Genomic DNA, 18,628 nt, shown 5'->3' on the forward strand with positions numbered 1-18,628 from the left:
TTATGACTCACTAGTCTCATCACTCTGACCATTAAAACCACCGGCTGGTGTTGGGGCAGGTGTTGCGTGATGGGCACTCACGTTAAATGGACGAGCTGGCACGACAGTTGAAATGGCATGCTTGTAGACCATTTGACTGACCGTATTTTTCAGTAAAATAACAAATTGATCAAATGACTCAACCTGTCCTTGTAGTTTGATGCCATTAACAAGATAAATAGAAACAGGAACGCGCTCACGGCGCAGTGCGTTCAAAAACGGGTCTTGTAAAGATTGCCCCTTAGCCATTTTGTAATTTCCTTTTTATTAAAAATAAGTAGTAAAACTAATGCAACGTAAATTTTGTTTAGTTTTAGTATTATATAGTAAGAACTAACTTACTAGCGACATTGTCGCAATACAATGCTTAGGTTTGACTCTAAGCCACTTTCCAGCCAATTTAGGTCAGGCCACCCTCTTAACCATGTTAATTGACGTTTAGCTAATTGCCTAGTAGCAACTACCGCTTTTTCGACCATAGTGTCATAGTCATACTCGCCATCTAGGTGTTGCCAACATTGTCTGTAGCCAACACACCTCATCGAAGGCAGGTCTATATGCAGCTCATTTCGTTCCCTGAGCGACTGCACTTCTTCAACGAATCCTTGATTTAACATCAATTTGAATCTTTCTTCTATAGAAAGATGTAACACTTTTCGATCTTTCGGCGAAATAGCAAACTGAACCACGTCATAAGGTAGGGGTTCAGATTTGATTTTTGTTAACTCTGTTAACGACTTACCACTAATTCTATAAACTTCGATAGCCCGGGATAATCGTTGCGGGTCATTTGGATGTATACGCTCAGCAGAAACAAAATCTATCCGTGTGAGTTCATCATGCAAATATTGCCAGCCATGAGTATCAGCTTCAATTTGTATCTGCTTCCTAATGACATCATCAGCAGCAGGAAGTGGTGACAAACCTTCTAGCAAGGCTTTGAAGTACATCATCGTTCCGCCAACTAATAGTGGAGTTTTTCCTTTAGTTAAAATATCTTCTATCGCTAGCAGAGCATCGATTCTAAAATTTGCTGCCGAATAACTCTCCTGAGGATCACGAATATCAATCAATCTATGTGGAGCCTTTATAAGCTCTGCTGCACTGGGCTTTGCACTACCGATATCCATTCCTCGGTAGATAAGAGCAGAATCAACTGATATTATTTCACAGTTATGCTGTTCAACCAGCTCTATAGCTAGCGCCGTCTTACCCGAAGCCGTAGGACCCATTAATGTTAGGATCTGAGGTAAAACACCATCACGTGTTTGTGTAAACGAACTATCTTCAGTCACTCGGTTGCTCTTCTAGCCAAGACTGCCAAGGTAAAACCTTAGCCTTCTGTGTTAATTCATGTTGAATGTCTTTATCCAACATACTAAATGCACGCCAGGTTTCTACTACCGACTCAAATCTTGCTTTATCTTGAGTTACTAGCCAAGAGGCCAGAGCCTCGTGACTCGGTTCTTCGAACCTAAGCCACTGCAATAGCTCAGGGATCACTGTGACTAATTGACTCTGTCTTAAATATGGGGGCACTTTTTTTATAATCAACTGCCCGAGACGGATTGTTATTTCAATGCCTAATTTTCTTAGCAGTAGCTCCCTCTCATCGATAGTATTTAACCAATCTTCATCGAACTTGATTGACACAGGCATAAGCAAAGGTTGGCTGACTAATCCACTGGTAATCTTGCCCATAATGTCTTTCTTAACAAGCCAATTTGCAATAGCCTCTATCGATAACAGAGATAACTTATCATCCACAACATGCACCCAATATTCACCTGCTAACACTGGTGGCATCAGGCTCGTCGAATCGCTATTAGGCTGAGAATGGGCTCGATCAACCTCTGGTGTCTTTAACAACCTTGTATAAGCAGCGATTTCACTTGCTGAAGGTAGCTCAGCTTGAGAACGAGACGCCCCATTGCCTCTGTTATATGAAGAAACCAAATTTGATTGACCCAATGAAACACTCTGTGTTCCTCTTGAGCCTCCCCCTAAGTTAGTCAAATAACTTGATGGGTTCACCTCTGCGACACGACTCTCTGATAAAGGTTTGTTTTGAGACCAATCCTCTTGAACAGACTTTCCCTGATTTTTCTCAGGAAACTGCATTGAACTTCGAGTAACTTGTATCAATGCCGATTGTAAGGCTTGTAGGATATAATCATGAACATAGCGACTTTGATGAAACCTCACTTCATGCTTAGCAGGATGGACATTGACATCCACTTGATTAGGTTCAATCTCTAGCATCAGCACATAAGAGGTTTGCTCGCCAGTGCCATACTCAGCAAAAGCTTGCTTTACTGCATGATTCACTAAACGATCGCGGATCAACCTGCCATTAACATAAAAGAATTGGGTATCGCTGGAGGGCGAGTCAAAATAGGGCGACTGTATAAAACCACTTAACTTCAACCCTTCATGTTGAGAATTAATCTCGATCGCTTGTTCAGCAAAAATTTTTCCGCTGACTTGAGCTAAACGCATCAAGTACTGATCTTGATTGTTAGCAGGGCGATAATTACGAACCTGTTTACCGTTGTGTTTTAACGTGAAATGGATCTCTGGTTTTACCAAAGCAATACGCTTCAGCCATTCATCAATATGAGTAAACTCAGTTTTATCACTTTTTAGGAATCGTCTCCTAGCTGGAGTATTAAAAAACAGATCTACCGCTTCAATACTTGTGCCTACAGGATGAGCCGCTGGTATGATCTTCACAGCCATATCAGAACCTTCAGTATAAGCTTGCCACGCTTCAGTTTGATCGCTAGTACGTGACGTTAAGGTCAACCGAGAAACTGAACTAATACTTGCTAACGCTTCACCACGAAATCCAAAGCTTAAAATGGTATCAAGATCATCTAAAGTACTCAACTTGGAAGTCGCATGTCTGGACAGCGCGAGCGACAGCTCTAGTTTAGGGATCCCGGAACCATTATCCTGGATCTTTATCAGCTTACTCCCCCCCTTATCTATCTCTATATCGACACGGGTTGCACCAGCATCTAAACTGTTCTCTACCAACTCTTTTATCACTGAAGCGGGTCGTTCGACTACTTCACCAGCAGCGATTTGATTTGCCAATTGTGGCGATAGAATCTGTATAGTCATATCTTTTATCTTAAATAGTTAAGGCCAGTAGCAAATATGCTCCTAAGCCTATAGCAAACTACGCCCTGGGAATAACCAACTTTTGGCCGATTCTTAAGGTATTTGTCTTCAAACCATTAGCCTGTTTTATACTGACTATCGAAACTTGATACTTATGCGCGATTACTGACAAAGATTCTCCTTTACGAACCTTATGCTTAATCAAACTTTTATTCGCCATTAAGGAATTGACTGGCGGATTAGATTCAAAGTATTTAAGCACCCCTTTATGTACCGCATTAGCGATATTGTTCTGATGATCTCGTTGCGATAATAGCTTCTCCTCTTTATGATTCGAAATAAAACCCGTTTCAACCAAAATAGAGGGGATATCAGGGGATTTCAAAACAGCGAAACTAGCCGATTCAGGCTTATATTTGTGTAACTTAGTCACTTTACCTAAGTTTGACAGTACATCATCAGCAATGTTGTGGCTGATCGCCATCGATCTATCCATGGACATGTCCAATAAAGTCATTGCTAAATATTGTTCGTTGTCAGTATTTTGAATTATTTCACCAGCTCCACCTAATAACTCTGAATGTTTCTCTCTATGTTCGAGCCAACGACCAATTTCACTGTTAGCCCGCCTCATTGATAATACCCAAACTGAAGCACCTCTAGGTTGAGGCGATGTAAATGCATCGGCATGAATAGAAATAAGAAGATCAGCTTTACTGTTTCGTGCAATATCAGAGCGTTTATTGAGATTAACAAAATAGTCACCAGAACGGGTCATCACAGCTTTCATTCCAGGAGTCGCATTAATCTTAGCTTCTACTTTCTTTGCTATCTGCAAAACCACTTGCTTCTCGTAGATCCCAGATGGTCCTATTGAACCAGGATCATCACCCCCATGCCCAGCATCTATAGCAACCACAATATCCCTAAGCTTAACTTTAGGCTGACTAGCATTTATCACAGGGTTCGAGCCACTGGCATCGAGATCAACCACGAGTCGATTTCCATAGGGAGCTGTCGGAGCCAGGGAAAATAAGTTAGATTTAACTGGCTGAGTCAGATCAATAACCAGTCTTAACGTCCCTTTAGATGGTGGCTTACTAATTCGAACTCTTTTTACTAATTTGCTATTGTTAGCCAATTTATCCAGATTAAAAGAGGTAGAAGTATCTTGCAGATCAACAACTAATCGATAGGGATTAGTTAAGGTGAAATTGGAAAAATCAGGTGCTTTACTGAGATCAAATACAACTCGAGTCGACTCTGGAGCCGCCCAAATTCTTACCCCATCTAGCTTATTCGCGCTGTAGGCCAAAAAAGATGAACACAGAGTCACCGATAGTATGAAAAACTGTAAAATCGTAGCTACTTTTATCATTATTATTTGAATTTACTCAGTAACAATTGCCCTTTTTCGGAACCCGAAACAATCTCAACCTCTCGACCTGTATCGACATATTTTATGTGACAACTAATATCAGCATCAGGTATTAATCCATAACCACGGTCTGGCCACTCAACAACACAGATACTGGTTTCGGTAAAATAATCTCTGATCCCCATATACTCTAGCTCTTCAGGATCGCTTAAACGATAAAGATCGAAATGGTATAGATCAACCCCTGCTAACTCATATGGCTCAACTAAAGCATAAGTGGGGCTTTTCACCGCCCCCTTATGGCCCAATGCTTGAATTAAACCGCGACTCAAAGTCGTTTTACCGGCACCAAGCTCACCTGAAAGATTTAAGATCAATGGAGGCGTAATAATTGCGGCTAAACGCTGTCCTAATTCAACCGTATCTAGCTCATTATCTAAGTACACTTTAATTGATGCCATGGCCTCTATTTTTAAAACTCTAAAGTCGATTCTAACCCGATACTTTATATTAAATAGCTTACTAGCTAAACCGCTTTTACTCAATTGCTGTAAAACTTTACTAAAACATTAAAGATCATTAACTAAGCATCTAATATATTTAATTAAATATCTTGCTAATAAGCAACTATCACCTTCCATGACAGTACGTTCGACAATCTCACTTTGAAAACATAGCCCTCAAGTAGTAGAAGAATATGACAGGAACTACCTTACTAAGATGTTGACAGGATGTAAGCAGTCCCCCTACGATTTCGATTAAGTCGATTAAGTCGCTTAACCGTGTAATGACTGACTCTCACAATTGAATTTAATCTTAAATTCGTAAAGAGAAACAAGTATCACTACACTGTGGGGAGAGATAATTAATCTTTAACAGAACATTTATATTGGAGCAAAAGGATGAAGCTCTTTACTTTAGCCATTCTAGCACTATCTTTGCTGTTGATTAGCCTGCCACTACAATCAAATATTTTAATACAGGCATTACTGCTTATCTGTATTCTCTTGGTTGCTTTTGGTATATATAAAGCAATAATTCAGCTAGATAACGACAAAGATCAGGACTGAATAATGACCTGAAATAAATGTTACACCCATTCTGTACCTCTGCACTTTTGTTAAAAAACAACAACGAAAAAGGTACCCTAAGGTTCCTTTAAAGGGGTAGTGATATCAACAACTTACCCCATAAAACAATCACTTAGTTGATATTCTAAGTGATTGTAAGATAGCTTAAGAGATACTATTTTGGCAAATTGTGGACAATGGGCTAAACGTTATCGCATCTTGTAAATGGTCTGGGGCGAGGTGCGCATAGGCCATTGTTTGCATAATCGTTGAATGCCCCAAAATACGCTGTAGTGTTAAAATATTCCCTCCGTTCATCATAAAGTGACTAGCATATGTGTGGCGTAAAACATGCGTTGCTTGACCTTTGGGTAGTTCAAACTTAAGTGACTGTAGTAACATCCTAAAATCATTATAAGAAGCGTTAAATAGTCGACCACTTCTACCGTGATAAATTTCAGCAAATAGATTGCTGGATATAGGGATTGTCCTATTTTTGCCGTTTTTTGTGTCGACAAAGGTCACTCTACAGTTAGCAACTTGTGAGCCTTGTATGTTGGCGGCTTCACTCCATCGGGCACCAGTAGCAAGGCAAATTTTCGCTATTTTACGCGCATCACCTGTTAGATTGTTAAGCAATAGCTCGATTTCGCTAGAAGATAAAAAACTCATCTCTTTGGAATTACTTTTCATTTTAGCGATACCTTTTAATGGGTGTTCACCGTGAAACTGTCCAGCCTTAATTAATACAGTGAATAAACTGCTTAATAACATGTGGTCACGATTAATTGTGCCAGCGGTCGCGCCTCCTTTGGAGCGTTCGGCACGGTAATCCATAAACATACTGATATCAAATTGGTATGCCTTAGGGTTGCCAAGCAATGCGTTAACCGCTTTTAACTTTCTAAACTCATTATTAGCCTCTTTTAAATGTTGGCCGTGGTATTTAAACCAACCATCAATAAGCACTGATAAGTGTCGTGTATCACGGGCTTTGTTAACCCATTCCTTACTATTTTGAGTGGCTATAATCCACCGCTCAAACTGTTGAGCCTCCGCTTTAGTCGAAAATGACTTGCGGTATCTTTTTCCGTTGCGCCCACGAGGGCGAATATCGACCATATAACCGTTAGGGGTTGCCTTAATTGACATAGTAACCCCCTTGCTTGTTCCACTTGTAAAAAGCGGTCGCGGCAATAATTATGCTTTTTTGCGTACTGAGCCTGATTTTTCGTGCGTGTCTTGATTAGTTGAAAAAGCCGGACACACTTGACCGGACTCAGGCGCTGTCGTGCCCGTCATCAGCCATAGCGTGTATTTTTTTAGCATTGGGTGTTCTGTGATTTGCTTCATGTTTTTGAGTGTCGGCTCGGACACTCCCTGTTCATATTTTTCTATCGTTCTTATTGGTATATCAGTAAGTTGGCTTAACTCTGTTTGAGTAAGGCTCTCTTCTTTTCTGATTAATTTTAGTTGTTTTGAAAAAAACATATTTAAAAACTCTCCAAGTTAGGGTATCTTGTGAACTCCCCATATATGGGGATATTCTCTTACAATCACTCACAATCTCTTGGAGTATATCAAATTGAGCAAACCAACTGTTGTTATCCAGCTCGACCTTCCCGCCATTCCTATCGAAGAGTACGCCCGAAGATCAGGCCAGCCACTGAGTCACTGCGAATCTCAATCGAAAACAGGGGAGCTGCCAATTATTCAAGCTGGTCGTGGTTGTAGAAAATATGTGAATTTAATTGCTATGGCTCAGACATGTTCAGAGGCGGCTCAGTGGAATATGAAAGTACCTGCTGCTGAATATTCGCTATGACAAACATTCAAAACGACATACCAGAAACACCAAGTCCATTCGATGCGGCGAGAGAGTTAATAGGTCGTAGTCATGTAGCCAGTTTATATGACCGACTTACCGAACAACAAAAAGCCATGATCTTGTTTGGCGCAAAGCTCAAACCAAGTTTGTATATCTCGAAGTCAATAGACGAAATGAGCTATGACGAACGCGAAGAAATAAGACTATCAATCATTGCACTGGGTGAAATTAATCACGTTTTTGGCGGGGGGATGTTGAGTCGTGAACAGTTCAGCCACAAACCCAAGAGAAACACTAAAACACAGGCGTAAAAAAGCCACTTCAGTTCGAGCTGAAATGGCGTATCAATTCATAACTTAGGGAAGTATAAAATGATAAATCAGATCTTAGCAGTAGAACAACCCGCTTGCAACTCTGCATTCATTCCTGCAATCAAGTGGGAATTCGATTTAACCAATCAACAACATTTAGACATGCGTCGGTTAATGGCCGATGTCTATCAACGTAATGCTGCATCGTTAAACAAATGTAATAACCGCTCCGATTATTACAGTGGTATGGCATACGGACTATCCCGCGTTGCTAAGGATGTTCTCAAAGATAATACGTTACGTATCTTATGCCTTGATTTGCTAGAAGCAATCGGCTTGCAAGATGCGCTGCATTTCGAACTGAGGAGTTAAGCCATGGCTAAATTATTCTTAGTTACCCACGGTATTGTCACAGTATCCAGTCCACGCTGGAATGTTAACTTTCCCGTTAAACAAGTTTGTGTCACGTACACGCCTGACAATCATGACGGATGGGGCATTGCTCAGTATATCGATTCAAGTGAGATTGGTGAGTTCAATCAAGAACGAGCTGACGCTTTTGCGTTAGACGCCGAATCTAAACTGCGCATTCCGCTAAGGGCACCAGCATGAATCTTCTGAACTCAGTCAGCAACTATCCCCCACGGCCAAAAGCCGAGTATAGAGATAAGCCAACGGATGCTAGCCGTCATCAATTGGCATGCCGCCAAAAAATAGCACTCATCAAAGAAGCTAGAAGCCTTGGTATCAGCGTTTCAGAATTAACCGGAGAAGTATCATGAACAATAAAAGGATTTCCTATTTTATTTCCCATCTTGTTAACGGCCCAGTTAACGATTGCAAAGGCATACTTGAGTGTGAATTAAGGCTTGATCCACAAGGAGCGCTGCTCGCCGCAACAAGCGCACTTGAAGAACTAAAGCGAAGAGATAAAAACCGCGCAGACAAAAACGGCCAACCTTCTCGTAAGGAAGCACTGCAAACCATCATAAATAAAGCCAATAAATTACTGGCTGGCCGCAAGGAGCAGCAATCATGAAACTCGTCCCAATCGAAGTATCAAAAATTAAAGCGTATGTGGCTTTCGTCATCAGCTGCTCTAAGTGTGGATCGGAACTCGTTATTTTAGCTAAGAAGCGATGCAGTACTAATGAAATTATCGATTTAGCTGGTAAAGAAGGCTGGTACGGGTGCGAAGCATTGGATGAAACGTGTTTAGTCGCCTGCCCGTCATGCGTCAGCGTTAAGTTATTGGCGGCAACTGAAAAGAACACGCCTTAATAAAGAAATTGAGAGAGGCAGTTCAGGCTCCTTATGTCATTAACAGCCCACGAGTTGGAGAGCCGTCATGACTACCTGTGAAAGTAATGTCGAAAGCATCTATGCCGCTGAAATAGCCAAAAAATGGATATCCTCAAACGCCATCATTCTTGATACAGAAACGACAGGTCTTGAATGGGGCTGTGAGGTTGTCGAGGTTGCCGCTATTGAGTTAGCCACTGGCAACATCATTATGAACACCCTAGTTAAGCCCACTACACCAATCCCTGATGAAGTTATTGCTATACACGGGATCACTAATGACATGGTTGAAAACGCACCTGAATTTAATCTTGTATTAATAGATCTTTTAGAGACCACTCTCGGGCGTGAAATTGTTGCTTGGAATGCTTCATTCGATTTGAGGCTATTGCTATCAACACTGCATATAACCATGCCTTTCACAGTTGAATGTCAATTAGTCCCATGCATACGGCAGCATTCAGATAATACGAATCGTTGGCACTGCGCCATGTTGAATTATGCCCAATTCAGGGGAGATTGGAACAACGCCTATGGTGAATACAAATGGCATTCACTCGAAAATGCAGCAAAGCAAATGGGTATTGAACTCCCATCTACACGTCATCGTGCGCTTGAAGATTGTCAATTAACACGTGAAGTGATCCTCAAAATGGCGAGGCGTAGCAATGAAAAACCCTGAATTTAATCATCTTCTAAAACACTACCGTCACCATAAGGTTATGTTGCGCCACGCAATGGTCATTGACCGTGTCGAACGCTCCACTGACTCGGCACTCGGCATGGCTGCTGAGCGCGGCGCGCTTGATTGTCTTTACTATCAAGCGCACGGTAAAGGGTTGATCAATCTCGCCAAAGGCATTCGCAGAACCATTGAGAAAGTGAAGGCAGCACGTTGAACCTGCTTAGTCTCCTTGTTCACCTGAGCATTAATTCACGCACATGATTAATGCTCAGGTATTAACTTCTCGCCCTAAAAAGCCCTACAGGTTAAATAACTTGCCTTCCCCTATGCCTGATAATCTACCCGTCAGGACAGGATTAAAGCCTAATCTTTGGGCGGTCGATTTATGGGAAGACGAAGCCGTTAACCCTCGCCGCCAGTAGACATAGAAGCACTGTACGAGTCGATTTTCAACCGCCCTAAAAGAGCCATTGAGCTCCCTATGATTAGAGAGCTTATCGCGCCGTTGCCTCATCGTATCCGCAATAGCCTCATGAAAGATTTTTACACAGATGAAAAAAGAGAGGGGCGCGATAACGCCCTCCTTTTAGTCAGTAAAAGACTGCAACAAATGCTACTCGTGTGGAAAAGTTATCCGTTCTACAAACTGCCATATCTGCAACCTGTTGGTGGTGATGAAAACGACGAAGAAGAAATTAAACCCGCCATCAGGTTTAAGGCGCCACGAAAGCTTATGCCTGCAAGTGACGTGTCATTTGTCAGCATCATTATGGGTATTGACCGCGATGATAAGCACTATAACGACGAAGTAGAGCAAGACATTCACCCCCCATTTTTAGGTTATGAACTGCTACGCCAGCGCAAAAGTAAACGTATGACGGCTGTGGCAAATAGAATTGCTTACAACGTCATGCAAGTTGCATTAGAGGCGAAGGAAAAAGACGGGGAAGATAGACGCTTCACCGCCTACTTTGCAGCAGCCACACTGTGTGAACAATGGGACATCATTCCGCCTTACTTAGCCGCAGTAAAACGAGACCATGTTTTAGCTGCTGCTGAATGCGGACTTCTGCGCATGACCTGTCCCAAATGGTGGGGAAAACAATTAAACAGAATGCGTGACTTGTGCTGTGAACACATGAACGTTGCAGCGGGATTGGTATCTGACTCGCGCCCATACGTCAGCGAGGAAACACTTCAAGAATTTATTCAGCAACAAAAAAGTGCCATGAAGTGGCTAGAAGACACCATGATTGAAAATGATGAAGGTGTGGTCTTGCCATTGGTCGAGGCCGCTATGGCGGGTAATGCCAACCCATCAAATCGTTTAGTCGAACTCGTTGTTCGTGCCCGTGGTGTTGAGGAAATGGCTAAGGACGCCGGAATGATTGGTTTTATGATCACCATTACCTGTCCAAGCAAATACCACGCTAACTCATACAAGTGGAACATGACCAATTATAAAGTCGCGCAAGAATACCTGGTCAAACAGTTCGCCAAACTCCGTTCGGCTTTGGATTACCGAGGGATTAACATTCCTGGCATTCGTGTCGCTGAGCCTCATAAGGACGGAACGCCACACTGGCACATGTGCACGTTTATTCAGCCTGAGCATGAGGAAACCTTCAAAAAATTGGTGACCAGATATGCTTTCCAAGTTGATGGCCATGAAAAAGGCGCAAAGGAAAAACGGTTAGACATAAAGCCTATCGATAAGCGAGGTGCTGTGGGTTACGTCATTAAGTACCTGTCAAAAAACATTGAAGGTGAGTTCATGCAAGGTGAATTGGATTTAGAAGCCAACGTTGAGGTTTCTGAGGGCGCAAAATTTGCGAGAGCGTGGGCCAGCCGATATCACCTACGTCAATTTCAATTCTATGGCACTGAATCCGTACAAGTGTGGCGCGAGTTAAGACGTATCAAGGTTGGTCCACAATCTCCTGAAATAGAAGCCGCTAAATCTGCTGCTTGCGCATCGGATTGGAAAGGCTTTGAAGCTGCAATGAAAACCGCAAAGCTAACGCTGAGCTATGACATTACCGAATGTGGTAATGAGTACGGCGAAGTGGTCAAGCGGGTGCAAGGGCTTGACGGGATAGCGTTCGGGCAACATCGAAACATCATCACGCGCGGAGAAAAATGGACATTACGAGGTGCCTCCGACACTGAGAAAGACGCTTACCAAGCCCTTAAGAAACGTCGAGCTTTGTTCTTTTTTTGATGCACGTCAAATGCCAGAAAATGAGCGCATGAGCAAGAAAGAACTTAAGAAAAAAAATGCCAAGGTGGAAGCAACCACAGCATTCGGGCTTGTCGCCTTTGCCTGTCGCTTCTGCTCTACCTTGGACTTGTAGGAATAACTGTACAGGCGCCATTTCAAGCCGTCCGAGACATCAAATTTCAGAGGATAACTTTAGAGAATTAGCCTCTAACGGGGTAACAGATCCCCATACATTAGACCAAATCGCCAACGGCTCAGGAATATTGACTGACAGGGGTAAAGTTTGGTGGCTCAGAGAGGGTCAGTTGTGGTTCGAACATCAGCTAGATGAAGATGATCATGAGTTTGAATTCTTTTAGAAAGGACAGTGAATGCGTATAACCTGTAATGTATGCGGCAGTAAATCAATCATTCAAAGCACAAAGGATGCAATGCCTGGCTACGCCAAATTTTACTGCATTTGCACCAACCCAAAGTGTAGTCACTCGTTTGTGGCATCCTGGTCATATGAGAAAACCTTGAACCCAAGCCTACAGCAAACAAATGAGCTGCTCATCAATATGGTGCAACGAATGGAACCTGCACAGCAAAAAAAACTGATTAAACAGTTACAGCTAACGTACCTGTAATCCTGAAAGACGGAGAATAATAGTATGTCAAAGGGGGTGAGGTACTCGGTTGAAATGCTTGATTTTATCAAGTTGAATTATAAGACAATAGAAATTAACCATTTAACCATTTAACCATTGTTTTTAACCAGAGATTTAATCTTGATAAAACCCCTTATCAAATAAGAAGGGTCATTTCCAATAACAAATTTATTAATGACCGAAATTGGAGGGCGCCTAAGTCCAAAAAAAGTGTTCCGAGTAACATCAGAATAGAACAGCTTGCGTTTATTGCTGAAACGTACTTGGTATACCGAGCGGTAGACATACCCAAACTGTTTTATCAACAGTTTGGTATTCACAAAACCTATCAGCAAATTAAATCCTTAATTGATAGGAATGGCATTCGGTTGGGTCGTTCGTGGCATTCAAAGCCAGGGGGCGTGCTAAAGGCAAGTTCGAGTACTTTTAAAAAGGATCGGCTTCCACATAACCATTTACCCATTGGTCGTTTTCGAGTGACGAATACAGGGTTTCCACAATACACAGCCCGAAACCTACCTGTGATCAGTGTTTGGCATCACCTCAACACCAAAACGCCATCCATACACTCAAGGCTTGGTAACTGGCCGCGACATATTGGCCGCGCTGAATCAACATCGGTGCTTTACAGTGCGTCTCGTTGTTTGTGCGTCTTTGTGTCAAATTCAGTGCGGGATCATCATAGTGAAGCATCCAGCCATACCCACGGAATCTACAGGGCCACGTAAAACCCACGGAATCCGTACAACTCCCCCCCCAAAGCTGCGGGCTTTTATACTAAAAAATTGCAGAAATATTTTGCCATGCAAAAAGCCGCTAAGCCACGCCCCGTATGGGCTTAGGTAGGGTAAAACAGATTGTATATTTCTGCACAAGTGTGCAAGAAATTGCAGTTTTGTGCAGAAATGAAAGATCAAGCCCACGCAGATAAAACAGTCTAACTAATTGATAATAATATAAAACCCTCTATTTTCCGTGGGGTGTAGATAAAAAACAGTGAAGTAAAAAAGATCGTGAGTGATCGCAAAGATCGAGAAGAGACGGGCATTGCAGAGCATATTAGCAAAAACTGGAACTGCACAAAGCTACACAATTAAACTCTAATATAACTAGTCATCGTTTTGCAAAATAAAAGCCACGGAATTTAGCAATAGAAAGATTGCGTGTCTTTAGCGCAAACACATTTATGCCCCAAAACGAGCTTGAAGCCATTTTTAGCTATGCACATACCCTATCCATTTCCCCTATTTTTTCTTATCAGTTGCAGCTCGATTTTTCAGATGCTGAGTCTCAGTTAATAAAAATAAAACTACACCCTTGTTTACATTGGTCTAGGCATGTGTATAATTGACGCAAATTGGAAATGGTAATGACACATTAGAGCTTAATCTATAAAGCATTTATGCCCCTTTATGAGTTTCAGATGATGAGAGACACAGATAAACAACAAGCCTGCTGACCTACTTTTACTAATCGATAAATGGCTGTTACTAATTACTTTGGGTATACGGATTAGAGTGCTTATTAATCAATGGCTTTACTTAAGCTCGGCTTAACTAATAGGTTCATAAAATGTGCATGCCATTTTGCAATATATACGCGCATGCGTACTATACAAATATTAGCTGCCATAACGTGAATTTAGATTTAGGGGGATAAATTTTGATACCTTTACCATCCAATTATAGTGATTTCGATCCGGCATTTTCTACTAGTTGGGAGAAACTGGAATATCCAGTTGCAACCACACCTCGCCACTACCTTGATTTTGCAATTCAAGATATGGAAGAAAGTGGGGAGATAAAATCTGAGAGATCTTTAGTTAATACGTTATCAAATGCAAAGCGGGCTTTACATCTACAAGTTGAGACAATAGCGAAAGGTTTTGGCTTTCCAACTCCTGAACGAGGTTATCCAAATTTTCATCGCTATCTTGAATATTGCCAAAAATGTGGAGTTGTGACACCAAAGATTCTGAAAAGATTAAATACTGTTCGAAATAAAGTTGAACATAAATATTACATCCCTACAGAGTCTGAGGCAAAAGATTTTATTGATATCGTGGATCTATTTTTAGCTGCGACAGACAAGTTTATCTATCAATTTCCAACATACTTAGAATGGCTGCCAGTTAACACTGATGATAGTGTAATATTTGAGATTACAAGTATACAGTTGAAACCCAATACTGGATGCTTAATGTTAGTCCCCGAAGTTGATCTCCCTGACGATGAATTGCATTTAGATCCAAGCTTCGAGGAATTTTTTATTTGGCTAAAAGTGCTTTGTAATGCAGTACATAAGCTACACCTTGAATCTAGCAGCTAACAATTGCATCAACACGATTTACTACATTCGGCATTCTAAATTGTCTTTTGGTTTACCGTATTAGTGGTAAATTTAAGCTTAATCTGCATAGTAGCAAACGTGTTATGCAGGCGTTATGTTCATCGGAAGTGAGGTTAAAATGTCAAAGAGAGACGCTTCTTTCGAGTTAGATGAAAAGATTGCAAAGGAAATAATAAAACAGTTACATAATAATCAAAAAAACTGGAGAAGAAAAAGGTTTAGAGAAGCCTACTATTTTCTAACTGGTAAGAATAAAATCCCCTCGAGAAAGAGAGCTGAATTTTTAGTTGAAAAGTGGTACGGCCATAAATATTGTAATGAAAATTCTGACTATGTATCAGCTGTTCTTCTGCTTAGTGGAAAATGGATTTCGAAAATACCTAGACTTAAAAATGGAATGTCCCAAGATGTAAAAGTTAAGTACGCGCGGGGTGATTTAAGCACCTGTTCTTGCCCAGTTGCTTATAGAAAATGAACATAACAAGACACTGTAGGCAGATTTAACCAGATTGGCTGCGTTCGTGCATTACGGACTATAATTGTGCAACCCGGAGTTGGGGGACAGTATAATTGATTGCCATAGTTTCCCTAATGACAATCATAATTCTAAAAGCTTTAACTCTAAATCACTTTTGTCCAGATACGTTTTAGAGTGATCGCTCTAAGACACTTTTGCCCCTTTCCTCGTTAGTACAATTACTCAGTCATTTTGTAACAATCAGAATTTCCCATAAGAAATCTATTGAAAAAAGTATCAAATAGCACGTAATTATCGTTACGTATTTTTGTTCAGTTTAAGCATCGCTTCTAGAGTGGATTGCTAAATATCAGTAAATATGTCGATTAAGTTAAAGTGCCTAAATCTTATGGGGGCCACTTATCCTAGTTGCATAAATATCAGCGTATTGATACTTTATTATTTTTAATAAACAGTCACCTACTGCTAATTTAACTTTTATAGCGTCAGAATAGGCATGTTGTGAAATAGCCCCTTTTTAAGATGGGTGGCTTGATAAATTTTGATTTTGATTTTATCGCCATAGTAATAAACACATGATAGAAGTGTTACATATCAGGAGACATAATGAGCACAGAAGAGGCACCTATTTACAAACAAATGAGAGAGGCAGAGGATCAAATAAAAAAACAGTTGTTATTCTGTATACCTTTGACCTTGTTAGCGGTAACCTTCCCTCTTGCTGCATGGTTTTCTCATTTTGTTCCATCAGGTGAGCCACCAGATGTTTGGTTTCAACGGAGTGGTTCAATAACTGTATTACTAGCAGTTTGGATGGAATACAATCTTATGAAAGTAAATGAGCATGTGAATCCATCAGGAAGCACTTACAGCCAACAAGAAAATCTATCTCAAAAATATGTAAAGAAATTTAAAATTGCACAGTACATTATAGTCATTTTAGCTATCTCTGGTACGCTGATTTGGGGCTATGGCGATCTATTAAAAAATCAATAAATTAAGATCTCCCATTTGCGGAGTAAATCGTCTGCCAGTATTTACTCACTAATATCTGGCATTATGAGGTAAATCAATGTTAATAGAACGTGACGGTCAAATTATTCAAATAAGAGCGTCAGCACTGGGAGACCTAATTAAAGTCGTTATCCTTCAGGTGTATGGGAAGCTAGATGACTTTAAAGAACGCTATGATAAGTATGGTGGAATGCATTTATCTAAGGAGCAAATCGACACAGAATGGCCGAACTGGACAAGTCGGTGGATCGTTGCTCAAACATTTACAGCAATGGCTCTTGAGGCGTTCTATTACGATTATATTCAAAATGAGGTTTCCAAAACTCAGGCTGAGAAGAAACGTACACCACCTGAAAGATTTCAGTACATTTGCAGTCAACATTTGGGTATTGATAACGAAGAAATAGCGCAATGTTTAGATAATATAGCAATGCTGAATGTGACAAGAAATCACTGGATCCATAACAAGAGTGCTGAGTTTGATAAGTATCAAAAAGTGAAAACATTCTACAGCCCTGATGAATGCGTTCAGCTCTTAATAGATGTTTTTACCGTTATTAATAAGCATGATTTGGATTGTGTTGTAGCAAGAGAAACTTGTTCTATATTAGAGCAAGTTCAGCAAAGTGTGATAAATGAGGTAGATAGTTTAAAGCCTCATAATAAGTCAATTAACGCAACAGTTTAGACTGGTTCATGAAGCGTTACGGTATATTCGATTGCCTACTTTTCCCTAATGCCAACAGTTATTTTCAGAGCTTAAGCTCTAAAACGTTTTTGTCCAGAAGTGATTTAGAACGATACTCAAAGTATTCTATATTTACATATCTAAGCAATAAAAAACCGCCAATTAAGGCGGTTTTTGACTGACAGAACAGTCACACCTTAGTAATCTAGAGATATTACTTTAAGCGCGAATCAAGTCGCTATCTGAAAAAAAACCTTCTTTTTTGTCTTCACCATCAGACCACTCACAAACATACATTGCTAAAACGGCACCAGAAGGGGCGCCAAGAAAAGGACATGTTGCCCTTACGATAGTCATAACCGTTTCATTTCCATTAGCCTTAACAAAATCACCTACTTCATAATTTTTAAAAATTTCAACACTCATATTATCAATTTCCTTATGCTGTAAGGTACTTCAATTCAAATATTTATAAGCAATATTCATCGTTCTAGAATGTAAGGAGTTTGATATAGCAGTTGCAATATCACTACTGGATAACCACTTATATCAATTTCTCTCATTTAAGTATTTTCGCTAACCCTAAATCTTCTTTTTCATTTTACATCTAACCACTTCATGGGGAGGTAGAACTGCTATTCGATTCTACTCTTTGCAATTAAAAAGCCCACAAAAATGTGGGCTTTTCATTCCTAACGGTTAGATGTGATCAGCGAATTGCCAGTTCCTTGCTGTGCAAGGCTTTCAAGGCGATATTAAATCACCCTAAGGAGCCTTTGATATTAAGGCGTATACATAGCTCGCAGATAAAATAATACGTTATGGAAAATGTTTGATTTACATCATAAAATTGACAATCCAAAACTGATAATTAAAAGGTTTACTATGAAATACAATGATGTTTTAGCGGCTTTAGACAAAAATAGTGATGGTTCTTTTTCTGCCGTTGAATATGACCATGATTCAAAATATTTTAGTTCTTATTCCGTATCTGTAAATAAAGAGGAAGAGGATCAGCAACTGATTGTTGTGTTATTTGACGGTAGGGCTTTATTCAGTTTCTGTGGTGATGAAGAGGTTTTTCTAAATAATGATGTACCTGACAGCATACATAACTTAAATTTCAAACCAAGTTCAGACTATCCTGACCTGTTCTGTGATTACACTTCTGAATATGTCGCCTACTGCTTATTTCCTGAATTGCCAGATCCTGAAAAATTTACAACAACGAAAGAGGAAGTCGATTTTGCTAATCGTCTCAATCAATTAATGAACAAAGTAACTAGCTAAATATACCGTTATTCATTAAATCCTATGACCAATATCTAATGTGGTAAAAAGAAAAACCGCCAATTAAGGCGGTTTTTTGTTTCCTAACGGTTAGGTGTGGTCAATGCGTGGTCAGCGAATTGCCAGTTCCTTGCTGTGCAAGGCTTTCAGGTCGATATATAAGCCCCTTGCGGGGCTTTGGACAACATAGGAAACAATT

The 18,628-nt window shown here is 40.5% G+C and carries 26 protein-coding genes; 18 read left to right on the forward strand and 8 right to left on the reverse strand.

Features of this window, described 5'->3' with window-relative positions; all coding sequences use genetic code 11:
* From hfq to tsaE, 5 genes are all read right to left on the reverse strand, one after another.
* Window positions 1-288, reverse strand: coding sequence for an RNA chaperone Hfq (gene hfq, locus HWQ47_RS23355; RefSeq protein WP_269968386.1), 288 nt, complete (start codon window positions 286-288; stop codon window positions 1-3).
* Between the two features lie 92 nt (window positions 289-380).
* Window positions 381-1,271, reverse strand: coding sequence for a tRNA (adenosine(37)-N6)-dimethylallyltransferase MiaA (miaA, locus tag HWQ47_RS23360; protein ID WP_269971841.1), 891 nt, complete (start codon window positions 1,269-1,271; stop codon window positions 381-383).
* 55 nt (window positions 1,272-1,326) lie between these two features.
* Window positions 1,327-3,165, reverse strand: coding sequence for a DNA mismatch repair endonuclease MutL (gene mutL, locus HWQ47_RS23365; RefSeq protein ID WP_269968387.1), 1,839 nt, complete (start codon window positions 3,163-3,165; stop codon window positions 1,327-1,329).
* Between the two features lie 58 nt (window positions 3,166-3,223).
* Window positions 3,224-4,543 (reverse strand): N-acetylmuramoyl-L-alanine amidase, encoded by a 1,320-nt coding sequence (locus HWQ47_RS23370; RefSeq protein WP_269968388.1) that lies wholly within the window; start codon window positions 4,541-4,543, stop codon window positions 3,224-3,226.
* A gap of 2 nt (window positions 4,544-4,545) precedes the next feature.
* The gene (tsaE, locus tag HWQ47_RS23375) at window positions 4,546-5,004 is read right to left on the reverse strand and encodes a tRNA (adenosine(37)-N6)-threonylcarbamoyltransferase complex ATPase subunit type 1 TsaE (protein ID WP_269968389.1); all 459 of its coding nucleotides are present in this window, start codon (window positions 5,002-5,004) and stop codon (window positions 4,546-4,548) included.
* Window positions 5,005-5,445: 441 nt separating this feature from the next.
* Between tsaE and HWQ47_RS23380 the strand changes: the two genes are divergently transcribed.
* On the forward strand, window positions 5,446-5,613 hold the full coding sequence (locus HWQ47_RS23380; RefSeq protein WP_269968390.1) for a hypothetical protein: 168 nt from the start codon (window positions 5,446-5,448) through the stop codon (window positions 5,611-5,613).
* 165 nt (window positions 5,614-5,778) lie between these two features.
* Here the strand turns inward: HWQ47_RS23380 and HWQ47_RS23385 are convergent, their stop codons facing one another.
* Complete coding sequence (locus HWQ47_RS23385; RefSeq protein WP_269968391.1) at window positions 5,779-6,765, reverse strand: phage integrase; 987 nt, start codon at window positions 6,763-6,765, stop codon at window positions 5,779-5,781.
* A gap of 48 nt (window positions 6,766-6,813) precedes the next feature.
* On the reverse strand, window positions 6,814-7,104 hold the full coding sequence (locus HWQ47_RS23390) for a helix-turn-helix domain-containing protein (protein WP_269968392.1): 291 nt from the start codon (window positions 7,102-7,104) through the stop codon (window positions 6,814-6,816).
* Between the two features lie 94 nt (window positions 7,105-7,198).
* On the opposite strand from HWQ47_RS23390, the gene HWQ47_RS23395 reads away from it, so the two are divergent.
* The 16 genes from HWQ47_RS23395 to HWQ47_RS23465 all read left to right on the forward strand — a co-directional run bounded on the left by HWQ47_RS23395 (window position 7,199) and on the right by HWQ47_RS23465 (window position 17,139).
* On the forward strand, window positions 7,199-7,438 hold the full coding sequence (locus HWQ47_RS23395) for a hypothetical protein (RefSeq protein WP_269968393.1): 240 nt from the start codon (window positions 7,199-7,201) through the stop codon (window positions 7,436-7,438).
* A complete protein-coding gene (locus HWQ47_RS23400; RefSeq protein ID WP_269968394.1) occupies window positions 7,435-7,752 on the forward strand; it encodes a hypothetical protein in 318 nt (105 codons plus the stop codon). Before HWQ47_RS23395 ends, HWQ47_RS23400 begins: the two co-directional genes overlap by 4 nt.
* Window positions 7,753-7,812: 60 nt before the next feature.
* Window positions 7,813-8,124, forward strand: a complete 312-nt coding sequence (locus tag HWQ47_RS23405) for a hypothetical protein (protein ID WP_269968395.1) — start codon at window positions 7,813-7,815, stop codon at window positions 8,122-8,124.
* A 3-nt stretch (window positions 8,125-8,127) separates the two neighbouring features.
* A complete protein-coding gene (locus HWQ47_RS23410; RefSeq protein WP_269968396.1) occupies window positions 8,128-8,364 on the forward strand; it encodes a hypothetical protein in 237 nt (78 codons plus the stop codon).
* Window positions 8,361-8,534 carry a hypothetical protein gene (locus HWQ47_RS23415; protein ID WP_269968397.1) on the forward strand — a complete coding sequence of 58 codons (174 nt, stop codon included), beginning with the start codon at window positions 8,361-8,363 and terminating at the stop codon, window positions 8,532-8,534. Before HWQ47_RS23410 ends, HWQ47_RS23415 begins: the two co-directional genes overlap by 4 nt.
* On the forward strand, window positions 8,531-8,791 hold the full coding sequence (locus HWQ47_RS23420; protein WP_269968398.1) for a hypothetical protein: 261 nt from the start codon (window positions 8,531-8,533) through the stop codon (window positions 8,789-8,791). Before HWQ47_RS23415 ends, HWQ47_RS23420 begins: the two co-directional genes overlap by 4 nt.
* Window positions 8,788-9,033, forward strand: coding sequence for a hypothetical protein (locus HWQ47_RS23425; RefSeq protein ID WP_269968399.1), 246 nt, complete (start codon window positions 8,788-8,790; stop codon window positions 9,031-9,033). The genes HWQ47_RS23420 and HWQ47_RS23425 overlap by 4 nt, the downstream gene beginning before the upstream one ends.
* 67 nt (window positions 9,034-9,100) lie before the next feature.
* The gene (locus HWQ47_RS23430; RefSeq protein WP_269968400.1) at window positions 9,101-9,736 is read left to right on the forward strand and encodes a 3'-5' exonuclease; all 636 of its coding nucleotides are present in this window, start codon (window positions 9,101-9,103) and stop codon (window positions 9,734-9,736) included.
* On the forward strand, window positions 9,723-9,953 hold the full coding sequence (locus HWQ47_RS23435; RefSeq protein WP_269968401.1) for a hypothetical protein: 231 nt from the start codon (window positions 9,723-9,725) through the stop codon (window positions 9,951-9,953). The genes HWQ47_RS23430 and HWQ47_RS23435 overlap by 14 nt, the downstream gene beginning before the upstream one ends.
* A 396-nt stretch (window positions 9,954-10,349) precedes the next feature.
* Window positions 10,350-11,960, forward strand: coding sequence for a replication endonuclease (locus tag HWQ47_RS23440; protein ID WP_269968402.1), 1,611 nt, complete (start codon window positions 10,350-10,352; stop codon window positions 11,958-11,960).
* Between the two features lie 56 nt (window positions 11,961-12,016).
* Window positions 12,017-12,319, forward strand: coding sequence for a hypothetical protein (locus tag HWQ47_RS23445; RefSeq protein WP_269968403.1), 303 nt, complete (start codon window positions 12,017-12,019; stop codon window positions 12,317-12,319).
* A 12-nt stretch (window positions 12,320-12,331) separates the two neighbouring features.
* Window positions 12,332-12,589 carry an ogr/Delta-like zinc finger family protein gene (locus HWQ47_RS28140; protein WP_443020105.1) on the forward strand — a complete coding sequence of 86 codons (258 nt, stop codon included), beginning with the start codon at window positions 12,332-12,334 and terminating at the stop codon, window positions 12,587-12,589.
* 1,683 nt (window positions 12,590-14,272) lie between these two features.
* Window positions 14,273-14,938, forward strand: a complete 666-nt coding sequence (locus HWQ47_RS23450; protein ID WP_269968404.1) for a hypothetical protein — start codon at window positions 14,273-14,275, stop codon at window positions 14,936-14,938.
* Between the two features lie 115 nt (window positions 14,939-15,053).
* Window positions 15,054-15,434, forward strand: a complete 381-nt coding sequence (locus HWQ47_RS23455) for a hypothetical protein (RefSeq protein WP_269968405.1) — start codon at window positions 15,054-15,056, stop codon at window positions 15,432-15,434.
* A 609-nt stretch (window positions 15,435-16,043) separates the two neighbouring features.
* Entirely contained in the window at window positions 16,044-16,433 is a 390-nt protein-coding gene (locus tag HWQ47_RS23460) for a hypothetical protein (protein ID WP_269968406.1), read from the forward strand.
* A gap of 76 nt (window positions 16,434-16,509) precedes the next feature.
* A complete protein-coding gene (locus HWQ47_RS23465) occupies window positions 16,510-17,139 on the forward strand; it encodes a hypothetical protein (RefSeq protein ID WP_269968407.1) in 630 nt (209 codons plus the stop codon).
* Between the two features lie 219 nt (window positions 17,140-17,358).
* Here HWQ47_RS23465 and HWQ47_RS23470 read toward each other — a convergent pair whose 3' ends face one another.
* Window positions 17,359-17,565, reverse strand: a complete 207-nt coding sequence (locus tag HWQ47_RS23470) for a hypothetical protein (RefSeq protein ID WP_269968408.1) — start codon at window positions 17,563-17,565, stop codon at window positions 17,359-17,361.
* Between the two features lie 459 nt (window positions 17,566-18,024).
* Between HWQ47_RS23470 and HWQ47_RS23475 the strand changes: the two genes are divergently transcribed.
* Window positions 18,025-18,429: a hypothetical protein gene (locus HWQ47_RS23475; RefSeq protein ID WP_269968409.1), complete on the forward strand. Its 405-nt coding sequence runs from the start codon at window positions 18,025-18,027 to the stop codon at window positions 18,427-18,429.
* Window positions 18,430-18,628 lie beyond the last annotated feature (199 nt).

Origin of the sequence: Shewanella sp. MTB7, assembly GCF_027571385.1 — a bacterium.
In the GTDB taxonomy this organism is placed as follows: domain Bacteria; phylum Pseudomonadota; class Gammaproteobacteria; order Enterobacterales; family Shewanellaceae; genus Shewanella.